This window comes from Streptococcus oralis (assembly GCF_003943395.1).
In the GTDB taxonomy this organism is placed as follows: Bacteria; Bacillota; Bacilli; order Lactobacillales; family Streptococcaceae; genus Streptococcus; species Streptococcus oralis_BF.
Map to the genome: position 1 here is coordinate 71430 of NZ_RJPJ01000002.1, position 14601 is coordinate 86030.

Below are 14601 nucleotides of genomic sequence, written 5' to 3' on the forward strand. Positions count from 1 at the left end.
TTTCCTTTCTAACCAAAGTGTCCCGTTACATAGTCATTGGTTGACTGTAACTTAGCATTTTGGAAAATATTGGATGTCTTATCATACTCAATCAAATCACCCAAGTAGAAAAATCCTGTGTAGTCACTCGCACGAGCAGCCTGCTGCATACTATGGGTAACGATAATGATGGTAAAGTCCTTCTTCAACTCCAGCATGGTTTCTTCAAGCTGAGCTGTCGCAATCGGATCCAAGGCTGACGCTGGTTCATCCATCAAAAGAATGTCTGGTTTAACAGAGATGGCGCGAGCGATACAGAGACGTTGTTGCTGACCACCAGAAAGCATCAAGGCTGATTTGTGGAGGTCGTCTTTGACCTGATCCCAAAGGGCAGCCTGTCGTAGAGAAGTTTCTACAATTTCATCCAAGACTTTCTTATCCTTGACTCCTGCACGTTCATGAGCAAAAGTGATGTTGCGGTAAATAGACTTGGCAAATGGATTTGGACGTTGAAAGACCATTCCGATATGCTTACGCATCTCATAGACATTGATTTCAGGACGATTGACGTCAATTCCTTGGTAAAGAATTTGACCTGTTACCTTGGCAATGTCAATGGTATCATTCATCCGATTGAGACTACGGAGATAGGTAGATTTCCCAGATCCTGATGGACCAATCAAGGCCGTTATTTTATTTTTTTCAAATTGCATATCGATGCCCTTGATGGATTCATTTTTACCATAGTAAACATGTAAATCCTTGGTTGAGAGGGCCACTTTTTCTTCAGGGAAGGTGATGATATGCTTTTCATCCCAGTTATATTTTGACATGGCTTCTCCTTTAGGCAGCGGTTAATTTCTTGTGTAAATAGCTTCCGAGTTTGCGTGCCCCAAAGTTAAAAATCAAGATAAAGATGAGGAGCACCGCGGCAGAACCAGCTGATACAATGGTAGCATCAGGAATGGTTCCTTCACTGTTGACCTTCCAGATGTGGACTGCCAAGGTTTCTGCTTGACGGAAGATTGAGATAGGGCTGGTAACACTAAGGATATTCCAGTTAGACCAGTCTAGGGCTGGTGCAGACTGCCCTGCCGTATAGATAAGAGCGGCGGCCTCACCAAAGATACGGCCAGATGCCAAGACAACACCCGTTACGATACCTGGAAGGGCTTCTGGAATGACGACATGGACCACAGTCTCCCAACGTGAAATTCCAAGAGCCAGACCAGCCTCACGTTGTGTATGGTGAACGTGTTTTAAACTGTCCTCAACATTTCGAGTCATCTGAGGGAGGTTAAAGACCGTCAAGGCCAAGGCACCTGAAATGATTGAAAATCCATACTCAAACTGGACTACAAAGATCAAGTAACCAAAGAGACCCACAACGACTGATGGTAGAGAAGACAAAATCTCAATACAGGTACGAATAAAATTGGTCACAGGTCCTTTTTTGGCATACTCAGCGAGAAAAACGCCAGCTCCCATAGACAGGGGAACAGAAATGATCAAGGTAATGACCAGAAGGAAGAAGGAATTATAGAGCTGAATCCCGATACCTCCACCTGCTTGATAAGAGGAGGATTTCCCAGTCAAGAAGGACCAAGAGATGTGCGGTAACCCTCTCACCAAGATATAGAGAATCAAAGATGCCAAAATGGCCACGATAATACCCGCGATGGTATAGAGGACAGCTGTTGCAAGTTTATCTAATTTCTTAGCGTGCATAGTTTTTCTTTCCTCTTTCTTTCGTAATCAATTTAATCACACTGTTAAAGGCCAAACTCATCAAGAGCAAGACTAAGGCCAGTGACCAGAGAACATTATTATCAACCGTTCCCATGACAGTATTTCCGATACCCATAGTCAAAACAGAAGTCAAAGTCGCAGCTGGTGTTGTTAGCGAGGTTGGGATAACTGCTGAGTTTCCGACAACCATCTGAATAGCAAGGGCTTCACCGAAGGCACGCGCCATCCCAAAGACCACTGCAGTGAAAATACCTGAACGTGCTGCTTTCAAGGTCACACGCCAGATGGTTTGCCAACGAGTGGCTCCCATAGCTAAACTAGCTTCACGGTAATGACGAGGAACAGCACGCAAGCTGTCTGTTGTCATAAAGGTTACAGTTGGTAGGATCATGACAAAAAGAACGAAAATCCCTGACAAAATCCCAAAACCAGTTCCACCAAAGACGCTACGGACAAAAGGCACCACAACTTGCAAACCGATAAATCCATAGACGACTGAAGGAATACCAACGAGAAGTTCAATGGCTGGTTGCAAGATCTTTGCACCCTTTGGTGATACTTCTGTCATAAAGACTGCAGCACCAATAGCAAAGGGTGTTGCGATGAGAGCTGATAAAATCGTCACAATAAAGGAACCCAAAATCATCGGAAGAGCACCAAATTGTTTCCCTGAAGGATTCCAAGTTTGTCCAAAGAGGAAATCAAAGATATTCACTCCATTGACAAAGAAGGTCGATAAGCCTTTCTGAGCTACAAAAATCAAAATCATCGCCACAATGATGACAATCAAAGAAAGGCAAGTGAAGGTCAAACCTTTACCAAACTTCTCAAGGCGAGAGTTCTTTGAAGGAGAGAGTAATTTTTTAGATAATTCTTCTTGATTCATTATTGACCTCCTTCTACCGCTGTAACGGTACCTGAAGCATCCTTTTGGACTTTCATTTCATTGATAGAGATATAGCCCATTCCCTTAACAATTCCATTTTGAGCTTCATCTGAGAGGACGAAATTCAGGAATTCAGCAGCTAACTCATTTGGCTGACCAAGTGTGTACATATGTTCATAAGACCACAAAGGCCAGTTGTTGGTCGTTACATTCTCAGACGTAGGCTCATACCCATTCAGTTTCATGCTTTTCACTGAGTCATCTACATAGGCAAAGGCTAGGTAAGAAATAGCTCCAGGCGTTTGGGATACAATCGACTTGACCATCCCGTTAGAATCCTGTTCTTGGCTCTGCATTGCCGCTTGGCCATTCATAACCACCGTATCAAACGTCGCTCTTGAACCAGAACTTGCTGCTCGGTTGATGATTGAAATGGCCAGGTCTTTGCCCCCAACTTCTTTCCAGTTGGTCACTTCACCTGTAAAGATTTTGCGAAGTTGCTCGGTTGTGAGATTTTCAACAGCCACTTCTTTGTTCACAATCACTGCCAGACCAGCCACTGCAACCTTGTGGTCTACTAGAGCTGAAGCATCAATTCCATCTTTTTCCTCAGCAAAAACGTCAGAGTTCCCGATGTCTACAGCTCCAGACTGCACCTGAGAAAGTCCTGTTCCCGAACCTCCACCTTGAACGTTGACTGTTTTTCCGATATTTTTTGAACCAAATTCGTCTGCTGCGGCTTCAACCAAAGGCTGAAGAGCAGTTGATCCGACGGCTGTCATGGTTTCTCCACGATCAATCCAGCTTGCACATCCTGCTAAAGAACCTGCCAGCAAAAGAGTCGCAAGAGAGAGGACGAGCTTTTTTCTTTTTTTCACTATTTTTCTCCTTGAACATAATGATGAATGCTCTGATTTCTTTCTGTTCCTATCATATCAATTAGTGATGATAAGATTTGGTTTACGATTTATAGACTGGAAGCCCCATTGAGGACCAGTCAGTTCGTAACATAATATAAGTAAAAATGAAAGACTATCAGAAAAAACTCATACTTCCAATATAACATAGAATAGATTCTTTGACTAGCTTTTTCACTTGAATCTGAGGCCTTTTGGATAATAATTTTTTAAAACATTTCCAGTAACTTTTGCAAAGCCCAGACCGTTTCCTTGAACCACAACTTGATACCAGCCATTTGGTAGACTTTCAGCTAGCTGAACTGTCTCCCCAGCCACATATTTTACAAAATTCTCATCCTTGATTTCGACTGTTTGCAAAACTTGACTTGGTTTTAAGGCTAATCCCAGAGCAAAACTTGGTTCGAAGCGTTTCTTCTTAAACGTCCCCAGATGGAGCCCATTTCTAGCAATTTTGAGTTTGCCTAGATCAGGTAGCATCTCTGGCAAGAGATAGAGCTGATCTCCAAAAGTCTGCAAGATACCAGTTAGATTGACCTGCAAGTGTTTTTGGGCAAAATCATGCCACAGAGCCAATTGTTCACGACTGAGATTGCTCTTGCTGGCTTTGAATTTAGGTGCTGGATTTTCTCCCTTAAACTGCAGGTGGGCAACAAACTGACCTTCTCCCTTAAAATGGTGAGGGTACATTCGCGCCGTTTCAGGAAGTCCAATTCCTGCTACCATACCGTTCACATGCTCGACTGGAAGCAATTCAAAATCATAAGTATCAAGCAACCAGTGGACGATTTCTTCATTTTCCTCAGGTGACCAAGTACAGGTCGAGTAGACCAGACGGCCACCTTCTGCAAGCATGGTCACTGCATCTTCTAGAATCTCTCTTTGGAGACTGGCACATTGGCTCGGATAATCGGTACTCCAATAATCCATGGCATCTGGTTGTTTACGGAACATCCCTTCACCCGAGCAAGGGGCATCAAGGACAATCACATCAAAATAACCTTTAAAGACCTTGGCTAGGCGGTCCGCAGATTCATTGGTCACAACTACGTTTGTAGCACCAAACCGCTCCATATTTTCCACTAAAATCTTAGCACGTTTACTTGAAATTTCGTTGGAAACAAGGACTCCCTGATTAGCCAGATAGGCTGCTAGTTGCGTGGATTTTCCACCTGGTGCTGCCGCCAAGTCCAAGACCTTCATACCAGGGCTTGGTTGAGCCACCTGGGCCACCATTTGGGCTGCAGGCTCTTGCGAATAAACAAAACCTGTCACATGCTCTGGTGACTTCCCTGAGACCTTGCCATAGTATCCCCAAGGTGTATAGGGAATGGCATCGTCAAACGACAGCTGACTTTCTTTTAAGGGATTGACCCGAAAAGCCGATACCGCTTCCTGTTTAAAAGAGGCAAGAAAATCTCTTGCCTCATCTTCTAGTATCGCTTCATATTTTTCAACAAATCCTTCTGGAAATTGCATTTAGTTCTCTTTCCTTTCGTAGATATAAGACTGAATCTCTTCTTGCATCTCGATTGGCACCATCATGACAGGCTGACGCGTTTGAAAATCAGCGGGCTCACCCGATACCGTAAGAAGGCGATAACCCAGACTTTCCCCTAAGATACTGGCCGCAGCGTAATCCCATGGCTGCAGATAGGTAATATAAGTCAGAAGACGACCTGATAAAACCTTGGCAAAACTAATGGCCGCACTGCCGTAGACACGGACACCCAACGCTGCTCGACCCAAATCTGCCAAGCCCCACTCATTGGTTTCAAACATAGCTGAGTTACCAGCCACTAAAAATTCTCTGAGAGGCTTCTTTTTAAAAATTGGTAAGGGGTCATTATTACGATATGGAGGAAAGTCACCACCACCATGGTAACAATCCCCTTTCATGACATCATAAATGATACCGAATTTCCCAACCCCATTCTCAAAATAGGCCAACATCACGGCAAAATCTTCCTTCTGAGCGACAAAGTTATTGGTACCGTCAATGGGATCAATCACCCAAACGGAACCTTGACCGACTGCAGCACGTAAACAGCCCTCTTCCGCGCAAATCAAGTCTTCTGGATAAGATGCCAAAATTCTCTGAACTAAGAGATCCTGAACCTCCTTATCCAAACGCGTCACCAAGTCTGTAGGGGAAGACTTTCGCTCAACCTGCAAATCTTCTTGCATGTGAGCCAAAATGTACTCAGCAGCTTCCTGCACAATCTGCTTGGCAAATTCAAATTTAGTTTCCAAGAGAAATCTTCCCTTCTCTTTTTTCTTTTGCTAATTGAACTGCATGATAGAAGGAATAACCGCTAGCCGTCTCAAATTCGCGACCTAGGCGCTTTTCTTCACTTTTGCTCGGAACGACAGACTTAAATTCCTTGTAAGACTCTAGCAGTTTTTTTGCTTCTACCTTATCTTCATAGGCAGCTTCAACATCATTAAAAAAAGAAAGCACTGAAGCAAGTTCTTCAGTGCTCCACGACAAATCTAGTGGGTAACTATACTGTTTGTTCATCTATCCTATACCAGCTCTCAATGTTGCTTCTTTCAATTCTTGTTTACGGTAACTACGAGGGAGAAAAGCACGAATCTCATCTTCATTAAAACCGATCTGCATGCGTTTGGTATCAATAATAATTGGGCGACGCAAAAGACTAGGATATTGCTCAATCAACTGAAGCAACTCCGATACCGAAATACTCTCTACATCAATATCCAATTTTTGAAAAATTTTTGAACGAGTTGAAATGATGTCATCAGTACCATTTTCGGTCAAGGAAAGAATGTGTTGCAATTCTTTTCTTGTTAAAGGACTGGTCATAATGTTATGCTCCTCAAAAGGAACTTTATGCGTCTCTAACCAGGCCTTTGCCTTACGACATGATGTACAGCTCGGTGATAAAAATAGTGTAATCATGCTTTTCTCTTCTTTATCTATACTTTTCTATTCTTATTATACAAAAAAATAAAGCGCTTGACTAGCAATTTCTAGAAAAAAGCATATTTTTTTCTAGAAAAATAGACTGTATGCGAACGAATTACTCAATTCCAATGAAGTTAATTCACTCCTCGTAAGAATTTTTAACTTCATCACTGTTTTATCAATGCAACACATTAAAGTATTCTACGACTTTTCAAATAAAGAAAACCAAAGAAACTTTCATAGAGTCCAAAGAAGAGAAGGAAAGCATGGAGGAAGAAGGCCTCTGGTAAAATCAAAATAACGGGATCCTTTGCGGGATCAAAAAGCCAGGTATCATCTCCCACAAAGAGAATCTGATGGAAGAGAGTAAAAAATTGCTCAAAACCAATCAACACTCCTACAAGCCCAATGACCAGAGGCAATAGCACTAAAGTCAGAATACTTTTACGATATAGAGGTAGAAATCCTTTTTTCACAATCTTTCTAACAAAGAAATAGAAACTTGGTAATGTCACTAGGGCAACTAGCTGAACCAAGTGGAAGAGATTCTTCACCACCGCAAAATGGTGTAAACCTGCAGCTGATGAACGAAAATCTGGCATCTCTAAGATCTGACTAAAGGGATTGGTCAGGTAATTCATCAAAATATGAAAGTTGTACTGAATGGTTTCGGGCTTTAGATAAACTCGATTCGCTAAGTTCAGCCACTGAATCTCCATGGGATAGAAAATCCAAGCCAGATAAATCGTCAGTAGGATAGAAAGGGAGAGGAGAAAGAGCATACTTCCCCAAAAGGTCAGTTTAGTTTTCATCAAAATTCCACTCCGCAAGGCTAGAAACTACATGAGTTGGTGCGATTGGCAGGTCCGCTACTTCTTCTGCCTTGGTAAAACCTGTCGTCACCAAGAGCGTTGGAATACCATTGTCAATTCCTGCTCGGATATCTGTCAGGTAGTTGTCCCCAACCATGAGCAACTCTTCTCTTTTCAAACCTAGGTGCTCAACCGCCTTGTCCATAATGATAGCATTCGGTTTCCCGATATAAACCGATTTGACCCGTGTTGCTGCTTCAAGAAGTGTTATCAGTGAACCAGCACCTGGCAAAAGGCCACGTTCCGTCGGAATATTGAGGTCTGGATTGGTTCCGATAAAGTGAGCCCCCTTTTGAATGGCTAGAGTCGCTGTCGCAAATTTTTCATAGTCGACTTGCCAGTCCAGTCCAACTACCACATAGGCTGGATTTCCCTTGTCTTCGACATAACCGGCTGCCTTGATGGCATCCTTGAGCCCAGCTTCGCCGATGACATAGACTGTCTTTTCCAGTCCCAAGTCGTTCATATAGTCTATGGTTGCCAGAGTTGCCGTGTAGACAGTTGATAGAGGGGTATTAATGTTAAAATTCTGAGCCAACATCTCTTGAACACTCTCTGGAGTTCGGGTTGTATTGTTGGTTACAAAGAGATAGGGAATTTCTCGCTTTTGCAGTTCATGCACAAAAGCCTCACCCGCCGGAATTCGGTCTTTCCCCTTGTAAATGGTTCCGTCTAAATCAATTAAATAACCTTTATAAGCCATATCGCCCTTTCTAATTGCCTTCAATTTCTTGCCACGTAATCATAGCCTGGGCATTAATCTCGCCATCACTGATAATCTCATGCTTGCTTTCTAGTCCCTTGAGTTCATAAGTTGAAGCAATCATGCCACCTGGTTGCACTTCTTTGACATATTTGAGATTGATTTTCTTTGGAATATACTTGGTCAAAAAGTCTGCACCCATGACCTCAAAAATCCAATCCAGATATTTGCTGTTATTGACATGACCATTCATATCCAAGTCGTAAAAGCGAACATGGTAGTCTTTACTGATCGGGTCTTCCAGGTTAGCATACTTCGGCCCACGGATGAGTTTTTTATCAAACTCAGACTGGTAAGGCACAACAATCTCAGGCTCGACAGCATGGACTTTCCGACTATCTCTGTCCATGAGAACAAAGGTTGCTAACATGCGAATGATTTCTTGACCTGCTTCATCATAGATAGTGAAACGGCGGTAGCAAAAAAGACGATTGTAAGTCAATGCTTCCGTTTCAATCGTAATCTTCTCAGCAAAGCGAGGCAAGCGTACCACGTCAATCGCATAGTCTGTAATAATCCAGACCAGATTGTAACGTTCTAACATATCCTTGTCGCTAACTCCCAGTTCAATCGACTGCATACCTGATACTTGCAAGGACAGCAAAATCACGTCTGGAAGTTTGATATGACCGTTCATGTCCGCCATATCAAAAGGAATTTTCATTTTCATTTGATAAGTTAAACCCATTGTTCTACTCCAAAATAAATCGTTCTGCTACAGTGTCTCCTAAAAAGAGACCTCTCTTTGTCATTCGGACACGATCACCGTCGATTTTCATGAGACCTTGTTGAACCAAGTCTCTGATGATTTCGCCATAAAGTCCATCAAAGGACCGTCCAAATTTTTCCTCAAATCGTGCCATAGAAACCCCAGATTTCTTGCGGAGTCCTAGGAACATTTCTTCTTCCATCTGCTCCCTTTGGCTCAGGTGTTCTTCTGTAATCCGAGCATTTCCTGCCTCTACTGCATTGAGATAGTGGCGGATAGGACCGTGGTTTTTATAACGAATTCCATCCACATAGCCTGAAGCACCCGCACCGATACCATAATACTCGGCATTGTCCCAGTACATGAGATTGTGGCGACTTTCAAAGCCCGGCTTGGAGAAATTTGAAATCTCATAATGCTCAAAACCAGCTCGCTCCAGTTCTGCGATGATGTACTCAAACATCTCCGCTTCTAACTCTTCCTTGGGTAGGGGCAACTTCCCTCGTCGCATGCGGTTCATAAAGACCGTATGATTCTCCAAAATCAAGCTATAAAGGCTCATATGAGGAATATCAAGCGAGATAGCCTTAGCTACATTGTCCTTGACCTGATCCATAGTTTGACCAGGTAGAGCGTAGATTAGGTCGATGGAGATATTGTCAAAACCAGCGAGTTTGAGGCGGTCGATATTTTCATAAATATCCTTTTCCAAATGACTACGCCCAATCTTTTTCAGCATTTTGTCATCAAAAGTCTGCACACCTAAGGAAACACGATTGACTGGTGACTGTTTCAAAACCGCGATTTTATCCGCATCTAAGTCTCCTGGATTAGCCTCAATGGTCAACTCTTCCAAGACAGACAAATCTAGGTTTTTAGTCAAGCCATCTAAGAGCAGCTCTAATTGCGGAGCGGACAGTGCCGTTGGCGTCCCACCTCCGATGTAGAGGGTTGACAACTTTTGGATATCATAAGAACGAAACTCTTCTAGCAGATGATCCAGATAACTATCTACTGGTTGATTCTTGATAAAAACTTTTGAAAAGTCACAATAATAACAAATCTGTGTACAAAAGGGAATATGCACATAGGCGGACGTTGGTTTTTTCTGCATAGTATTTATTATACCACAAAGACTGCTTTCCAGATAAAAATCACCATCTCCAGAACCAGAGATGGTGATACCTTATACTTCAGTAATATCGATGATGATTTCTTCTTGGTCTTCAGCAACGTCTGGAGTTGCTGACTGTTCTTGCCATTGCTCCTTGAGATTGTTAAAGGTTTCCTTTGACGCTTCTGTCGCTTGTCGAGCACAGTTTTTAGCTTGGTCAAGGACGCTATCAAAAGTGATTTCACCAGATTCTACTTGTTCCTTTGTTTTCAGCACAAAGTCCGTTGCCTGTTCCTTCACTTCTGTTAGTTTTTCACAGACTTGCTCTCTAGCATATTCTGGATCTTCTCTCAAATCATCTAGAAAATCCTGAGCTTGACTACAAACTTGCTTGCCCTTGTCACTCGTCAAAAACAAAGCAAGAGCTGCACCTGAAACTGTTCCTAAAAGGATAGAGGATAGTTTTCCCATAAGATTTCTCCTTTTTTATTTTTTGAAAAATTTACTTGCGAAACGAAGAGCGGACAAGCTTGCACCTGTTTTAATGGTCTTTGAACCAGCAGATGAAGCCTTTTTACCTAAAACACGTGCATGTTGGTTGAGATCAGATACTGACTCAGATAAGTCAGCCACAGCCGTAAAAAGTGGATCAATCGTCGCAACTTTGATATTGATATCGTCTGCTAACACATTGACCTTAGCCAACAATTCATTAGTCTGATGCAAGGTAACGTTCACATCTGAGCTCAACGTTTTGATGGTTTTCTCTGTTTCATCAATCATACGACCGGCTTTTTGAATCGTGATTGTCAAATAGACTAAACAAACAATCAAAGCAATGGCAACAAGAATATAAGCAACTTCTAACATTTAGTTTTCCTCCTCAGTATGATAGAAAGGGGCTTTCTTTCGATTTTGATAAAGTATGATAAAAATACCAAGCCCGATAAGGATAACTGATAACCATTGAGAAACTCGCAAACCAAAGAACATGAGACTATCCGTCCGCATGCCTTCGATGATCATACGACCAAAGCCATACCAAATCAAGTAGAAAGCAGTGATATGACCACGTCTGATTCCCTTTAATTTTCGTCTAAAAATCAGAATCAAAGCAAATCCAATCAGATTCCAAACCGACTCATATAGGAAGGTCGGCTGACGGTAGCTCCCCTCAATGTACATCTGATCACGGATAAAGCCTGGCAAATAATCCAGACTATCTACCGCTGCACCGTAGGCTTCTTGGTTAAAGAAGTTCCCCCAGCGCCCTAAACTCTGGGCAATCATGACGCTCGGTGCTGCAATATCTAAGAAATCCCAAGTATTAATCAGCTTTCTATCTGCAAAGATATAAAGAACAATAGCGCCCGCTATCAAACCTCCATAAATAGCCAAACCACCATTCCAAATAGCAATGATTTCACCTGGATTTTGAAGATAATAATCTAAGCGAAAGAGTACGTAGTATAGTCTAGCACCTAAAATAGCAACTGGAAAAGCAATCAGGATAAAATCCAAAATATCATCTGATAGAATTTTCTTTTTGGGAGCTTCTTTCATAGCAAGGTAGACTGCAAGAATCAAACCAGCTACAATACACAAAGCATACCAACGAATGGAAAAAGGGCCGATTTCAAATGCAACTGGATTAATCATCTTTCACCTCATTTTTGGAGATGAGATTAGTCAAGCGTTCTTCAAATAAACGCGTCGCATCAAATCCCATTTCTTTAGCGCGATAGTTCATGGCTGCCGCCTCAATAACAACAGAGATATTGCGTCCTGTTTTTACTGGAATGCGGATACGCGGAATCGTTACACCAGAAACTTCGAGTTCTTCGGCATTGTTCCCTAGACGGTCAAAGGTCTTATGGGTATCATAATTTTCCAAGTAAACAGCCAACTGAACTTGTGAAGAATCTTTTACAGCACTTGCTCCGTAGAGACTCATCACGTCAATAATACCCACTCCACGAATCTCAAGCAAATGCTTCAAAATTTCAGCGGGCTCTCCCCAAAGGGTCATTTCATCCTTGGCAAAGATATCTACACGATCGTCTGCTACCAAACGGTGTCCACGTTTCACAAGCTCAAGACCCGTCTCGCTCTTACCGATACCACTATCCCCTTGGATCAAGACACCCATGCCATAGATGTCCATCAAGACACCATGCACGCTCGTACGTTCAGCCAAACGGGAATCAAGGTAGCTAGATAACTCTCCAGATAAACGACTAGTTGATGTTCGACTGGTTAAAATCGCAATCTTACATTCTCTAGCAGCTTTCAACATTTCTTCTGGCACTACCAAGCCACGAGCAACGATGACAGCGGGTGTTTCAGGTAGAAACATTTTCTTCAAAACTTGATAACGGTTATGGGCAGGCATGGCAACCAAATAGGACCACTCCTTCATCCCTAACAGCTGAATCCGTTCTGGAGTATAGTAATCAAAATAGCCCGTCATTTCAAGACCAGGTCTCATAATGTCCGCAGTATTGATTTCCTTTTCAAGCAATTCGCCTTCACCATAGACAATATCTAGTCTAAGCTTTTCAATTACTTCTCTTACTAAAACCGACATAATTTCCTCCTTCAATCGAGTTCTCCTTACTATTATATCAAATTGTAGTTGGAAGTTTCCTTTTTTTGCAGGATTTACAGTATTTATTTAAAAATAAAAAGACTAGATTTCTCTAGCCTTTCATTTCAAATTAGAATTTTTTACGTTTACGAGCTGCTTCTGATTTGCGTTTGCGTTTTACAGAAGGTTTTTCATAGAATTCACGTTTGCGTGTTTCTTGAAGAGTACCAGCTTTAGTAACCGCACGTTTGAAACGACGAAGAGCATCGTCAAGAGATTCATTCTTACGTACTACTGTTTTAGACATTTTTTTCACTCCCTTCAAGTTCAAGATCTATTCTATTTTACACGCAAAATGAATAAATGTCAAGGAAAAAACTGCCATAAACTTATATTATCTTCACTTTTAATCTTGTTAAAATTGATTAACATTTATAGATGGAAATGATATAATAGTGGCACATATTGATTAGCAAAAATTAGTATTATTTAGAAGTGAGTCTATAACATGAAAAGAATCATAAAAATTTACCCTGTAGTAAGTATTTTAGTTGTAATTTGTTTATTGCTAGGAATTCTTACTACCTTTTGGGGAAGTGTAATGTATGACTTATTTGCATTTCATTCAAAGCCAATTTATTGTTGGCAATACTTTAGTGGTACATTTATGCATGGAAGTAAAGAAGCACCAGTATGGTTTATATGGTTTCATTTAGTTTTAAATACTTTAATGTTACTTCCTTTTGGTGGGCTATTGGAGTATAAAAGGGGATCAAAATATGTATTTTTAGTTTTTATTACTTCTATGGTAATATCTTCGATTGTATTTCATATATTAACACAGAATCAGGAAATTCAGGCATCGGGTATCTCTGCTATTGGCTATGCTTTTGTAATGGGTGGGGTGATGAGTATGTTTGGTATATGGAAGAATTTCAATTTAGGATTAAAACTATTTTATATCCTTTTAATCGTTCTATCTCTCACCATGCTTCTACCAAATATAACAGGCTGGATTTCGACCTTTCTTCACATGTCAGGAATTGCCAGTTATATCATGGTTTCCAGCATCAACAACTGTCTTAATAAAAATCGTATAGCATCATAAGAATAGTCAATACGATTATATCAAAGTTTACAGACATTTAAGAATTTTCTATTGGATGCCTTTTTATATGAAATATTAACAACTGTTACGGTGATTTGCAAAAAAATTTCTTTTAGCAGTATAGTGAACATTTGAAGTAAAAAACCACTCACTCCAAAGAGCAAGTGGTTCGTGTAATTTTTATTTTTCAAGTAAGCTGAGCGCTGCTGCATCTGCGATAATAGTCACATCAGGGTGGTTTTGGAGGCTACTTGCTGGTAGACTTTCAGTTACTGGGCCTGATACTGTTCCAGCGATGGCTTCTGCTTTTGACTCACCATAAGCAAAGAGAATAATTGACTTGGCATCTAAGATATTTTTAATCCCCATTGAAATGGCTTGAGTTGGAACGTCTTCAATCTTGTCAAAGAAGCGAGCATTGGCTTCGATAGTAGATTGATCAAGTTCTACTAGATGCGTTTGACTGTCAAATGGAGTACCAGGCTCATTAAAGCCAATATGACCATTGCGACCGATTCCTAAGATTTGGAGATCGACTGGATGGTCAGCCAAAATTTGACTGTAGCGTTCTACTTCTGCTTCAGCATGGTCTTTGTCTCCTCTAGGTAAGAAACTCTCCTTAAATGGTTTTTGGTTGAATAAGTGTTCTTGCATAAAATGACGATAAGACTGTGGGTTGTCCCCATCAAGCCCCACATACTCATCAAGGTTCACACTGGTTAGATTTGAGAAATCAAGGTCACTCTCTACGATTTCTTTGTAAAACTCAAGTGGACTGCTTCCTGTCGCAAGTCCTAATGTTTGAGCGCCATTGGCCAATTTTTCCTTCAAAATCTCAAAAGCTACTTTTCCACCTTCGACTTGATTTTCAACTTTAATAACTTTCATTTTATACCCTCCATATTTCTATATTCATTATATGGTATAGACCAATTTTTGTCAAGTGAAAACGATTTAATTTCTAAAAAAAGAGTGTCCATACTTGAAA

At 41.3% G+C, this 14601-nt stretch carries 19 protein-coding genes; 1 reads left to right on the forward strand and 18 read right to left on the reverse strand.

Annotated features, from left to right (window positions below):
• Positions 1–8: 8 nt before the first annotated feature.
• The 17 genes from pstB to rpsU form a co-directional block, all read right to left on the reverse strand.
• On the reverse strand, positions 9–812 hold the full coding sequence (gene pstB, locus D8802_RS01685) for a phosphate ABC transporter ATP-binding protein PstB (RefSeq protein WP_000049847.1): 804 nt from the start codon (positions 810–812) through the stop codon (positions 9–11).
• A gap of 10 nt (positions 813–822) precedes the next feature.
• Complete coding sequence (pstA, locus tag D8802_RS01690; protein ID WP_000543050.1) at positions 823–1707, reverse strand: phosphate ABC transporter permease PstA; 885 nt, start codon at positions 1705–1707, stop codon at positions 823–825.
• On the reverse strand, positions 1697–2614 hold the full coding sequence (pstC, locus tag D8802_RS01695) for a phosphate ABC transporter permease subunit PstC (RefSeq protein ID WP_001070951.1): 918 nt from the start codon (positions 2612–2614) through the stop codon (positions 1697–1699). Before pstC ends, pstA begins: the two co-directional genes overlap by 11 nt.
• On the reverse strand, positions 2614–3492 hold the full coding sequence (locus D8802_RS01700; protein WP_125394557.1) for a phosphate ABC transporter substrate-binding protein PstS: 879 nt from the start codon (positions 3490–3492) through the stop codon (positions 2614–2616). The genes pstC and D8802_RS01700 overlap by 1 nt, the downstream gene beginning before the upstream one ends.
• Before the next feature lie 213 nt (positions 3493–3705).
• Complete coding sequence (locus D8802_RS01705) at positions 3706–5010, reverse strand: RsmF rRNA methyltransferase first C-terminal domain-containing protein (protein WP_125394558.1); 1305 nt, start codon at positions 5008–5010, stop codon at positions 3706–3708.
• Positions 5011–5784 (reverse strand): inositol monophosphatase family protein, encoded by a 774-nt coding sequence (locus D8802_RS01710; protein WP_125394559.1) that lies wholly within the window; start codon positions 5782–5784, stop codon positions 5011–5013. It abuts the gene before it with no gap.
• Positions 5774–6052 (reverse strand): UPF0223 family protein, encoded by a 279-nt coding sequence (locus D8802_RS01715; protein ID WP_001041968.1) that lies wholly within the window; start codon positions 6050–6052, stop codon positions 5774–5776. The genes D8802_RS01710 and D8802_RS01715 overlap by 11 nt, the downstream gene beginning before the upstream one ends.
• Entirely contained in the window at positions 6053–6454 is a 402-nt protein-coding gene (locus tag D8802_RS01720) for a Spx/MgsR family RNA polymerase-binding regulatory protein (RefSeq protein WP_004246303.1), read from the reverse strand. It lies immediately after the preceding gene.
• Between the two features lie 197 nt (positions 6455–6651).
• On the reverse strand, positions 6652–7272 hold the full coding sequence (locus D8802_RS01725; RefSeq protein ID WP_125394560.1) for a TIGR01906 family membrane protein: 621 nt from the start codon (positions 7270–7272) through the stop codon (positions 6652–6654).
• The gene (locus D8802_RS01730; RefSeq protein ID WP_125394561.1) at positions 7262–8035 is read right to left on the reverse strand and encodes a TIGR01457 family HAD-type hydrolase; all 774 of its coding nucleotides are present in this window, start codon (positions 8033–8035) and stop codon (positions 7262–7264) included. The genes D8802_RS01725 and D8802_RS01730 overlap by 11 nt, the downstream gene beginning before the upstream one ends.
• A gap of 10 nt (positions 8036–8045) precedes the next feature.
• Positions 8046–8783, reverse strand: a complete 738-nt coding sequence (locus D8802_RS01735; protein WP_125394562.1) for an acyl-[acyl-carrier-protein] thioesterase — start codon at positions 8781–8783, stop codon at positions 8046–8048.
• Between the two features lie 4 nt (positions 8784–8787).
• On the reverse strand, positions 8788–9918 hold the full coding sequence (gene hemW, locus D8802_RS01740; protein WP_125394563.1) for a radical SAM family heme chaperone HemW: 1131 nt from the start codon (positions 9916–9918) through the stop codon (positions 8788–8790).
• A gap of 72 nt (positions 9919–9990) precedes the next feature.
• Positions 9991–10389, reverse strand: coding sequence for a YtxH domain-containing protein (locus D8802_RS01745; RefSeq protein WP_000517390.1), 399 nt, complete (start codon positions 10387–10389; stop codon positions 9991–9993).
• 15 nt (positions 10390–10404) lie between these two features.
• Entirely contained in the window at positions 10405–10788 is a 384-nt protein-coding gene (locus D8802_RS01750) for a DUF948 domain-containing protein (RefSeq protein WP_000895027.1), read from the reverse strand.
• Complete coding sequence (lgt, locus tag D8802_RS01755) at positions 10789–11577, reverse strand: prolipoprotein diacylglyceryl transferase (RefSeq protein WP_125394564.1); 789 nt, start codon at positions 11575–11577, stop codon at positions 10789–10791.
• Complete coding sequence (gene hprK, locus D8802_RS01760) at positions 11570–12505, reverse strand: HPr(Ser) kinase/phosphatase (protein WP_038805477.1); 936 nt, start codon at positions 12503–12505, stop codon at positions 11570–11572. Before hprK ends, lgt begins: the two co-directional genes overlap by 8 nt.
• Positions 12506–12635: 130 nt before the next feature.
• Entirely contained in the window at positions 12636–12812 is a 177-nt protein-coding gene (gene rpsU, locus D8802_RS01765) for a 30S ribosomal protein S21 (RefSeq protein ID WP_000048054.1), read from the reverse strand.
• Between the two features lie 201 nt (positions 12813–13013).
• Between rpsU and D8802_RS01770 the strand changes: the two genes are divergently transcribed.
• Complete coding sequence (locus D8802_RS01770; RefSeq protein WP_125394565.1) at positions 13014–13613, forward strand: rhomboid family intramembrane serine protease; 600 nt, start codon at positions 13014–13016, stop codon at positions 13611–13613.
• A 180-nt stretch (positions 13614–13793) separates the two neighbouring features.
• Here D8802_RS01770 and D8802_RS01775 read toward each other — a convergent pair whose 3' ends face one another.
• Positions 13794–14501, reverse strand: coding sequence for a glucosamine-6-phosphate deaminase (locus tag D8802_RS01775; protein WP_125394566.1), 708 nt, complete (start codon positions 14499–14501; stop codon positions 13794–13796).
• Positions 14502–14601 lie beyond the last annotated feature (100 nt).

What these genes read in the sequence shown, in the direction of transcription:
- D8802_RS01730 (WP_125394561.1), bottom strand. Translation starts at nt 8,035, where the DNA reads ATGGCTTATAAAGGTTATTTAATTGATTTAGACGGAACCATTTACAAG.
- pstB (WP_000049847.1), bottom strand. Translation starts at nt 812, where the DNA reads ATGTCAAAATATAACTGGGATGAAAAGCATATCATCACCTTCCCTGAA.
- D8802_RS01705 (WP_125394558.1), bottom strand. Translation starts at nt 5,010, where the DNA reads ATGCAATTTCCAGAAGGATTTGTTGAAAAATATGAAGCGATACTAGAA.
- pstA (WP_000543050.1), bottom strand. Translation starts at nt 1,707, where the DNA reads ATGCACGCTAAGAAATTAGATAAACTTGCAACAGCTGTCCTCTATACC.
- D8802_RS01725 (WP_125394560.1), bottom strand. Translation starts at nt 7,272, where the DNA reads ATGAAAACTAAACTGACCTTTTGGGGAAGTATGCTCTTTCTCCTCTCC.
- D8802_RS01715 (WP_001041968.1), bottom strand. Translation starts at nt 6,052, where the DNA reads ATGAACAAACAGTATAGTTACCCACTAGATTTGTCGTGGAGCACTGAA.
- hemW (WP_125394563.1), bottom strand. Translation starts at nt 9,918, where the DNA reads ATGCAGAAAAAACCAACGTCCGCCTATGTGCATATTCCCTTTTGTACA.
- pstC (WP_001070951.1), bottom strand. Translation starts at nt 2,614, where the DNA reads ATGAATCAAGAAGAATTATCTAAAAAATTACTCTCTCCTTCAAAGAAC.
- D8802_RS01745 (WP_000517390.1), bottom strand. Translation starts at nt 10,389, where the DNA reads ATGGGAAAACTATCCTCTATCCTTTTAGGAACAGTTTCAGGTGCAGCT.
- D8802_RS01775 (WP_125394566.1), bottom strand. Translation starts at nt 14,501, where the DNA reads ATGAAAGTTATTAAAGTTGAAAATCAAGTCGAAGGTGGAAAAGTAGCT.
- D8802_RS01750 (WP_000895027.1), bottom strand. Translation starts at nt 10,788, where the DNA reads ATGTTAGAAGTTGCTTATATTCTTGTTGCCATTGCTTTGATTGTTTGT.
- hprK (WP_038805477.1), bottom strand. Translation starts at nt 12,505, where the DNA reads ATGTCGGTTTTAGTAAGAGAAGTAATTGAAAAGCTTAGACTAGATATT.
- lgt (WP_125394564.1), bottom strand. Translation starts at nt 11,577, where the DNA reads ATGATTAATCCAGTTGCATTTGAAATCGGCCCTTTTTCCATTCGTTGG.
- D8802_RS01735 (WP_125394562.1), bottom strand. Translation starts at nt 8,783, where the DNA reads ATGGGTTTAACTTATCAAATGAAAATGAAAATTCCTTTTGATATGGCG.
- rpsU (WP_000048054.1), bottom strand. Translation starts at nt 12,812, where the DNA reads ATGTCTAAAACAGTAGTACGTAAGAATGAATCTCTTGACGATGCTCTT.
- D8802_RS01720 (WP_004246303.1), bottom strand. Translation starts at nt 6,454, where the DNA reads ATGATTACACTATTTTTATCACCGAGCTGTACATCATGTCGTAAGGCA.
- D8802_RS01770 (WP_125394565.1), top strand. Translation starts at nt 13,014, where the DNA reads ATGAAAAGAATCATAAAAATTTACCCTGTAGTAAGTATTTTAGTTGTA.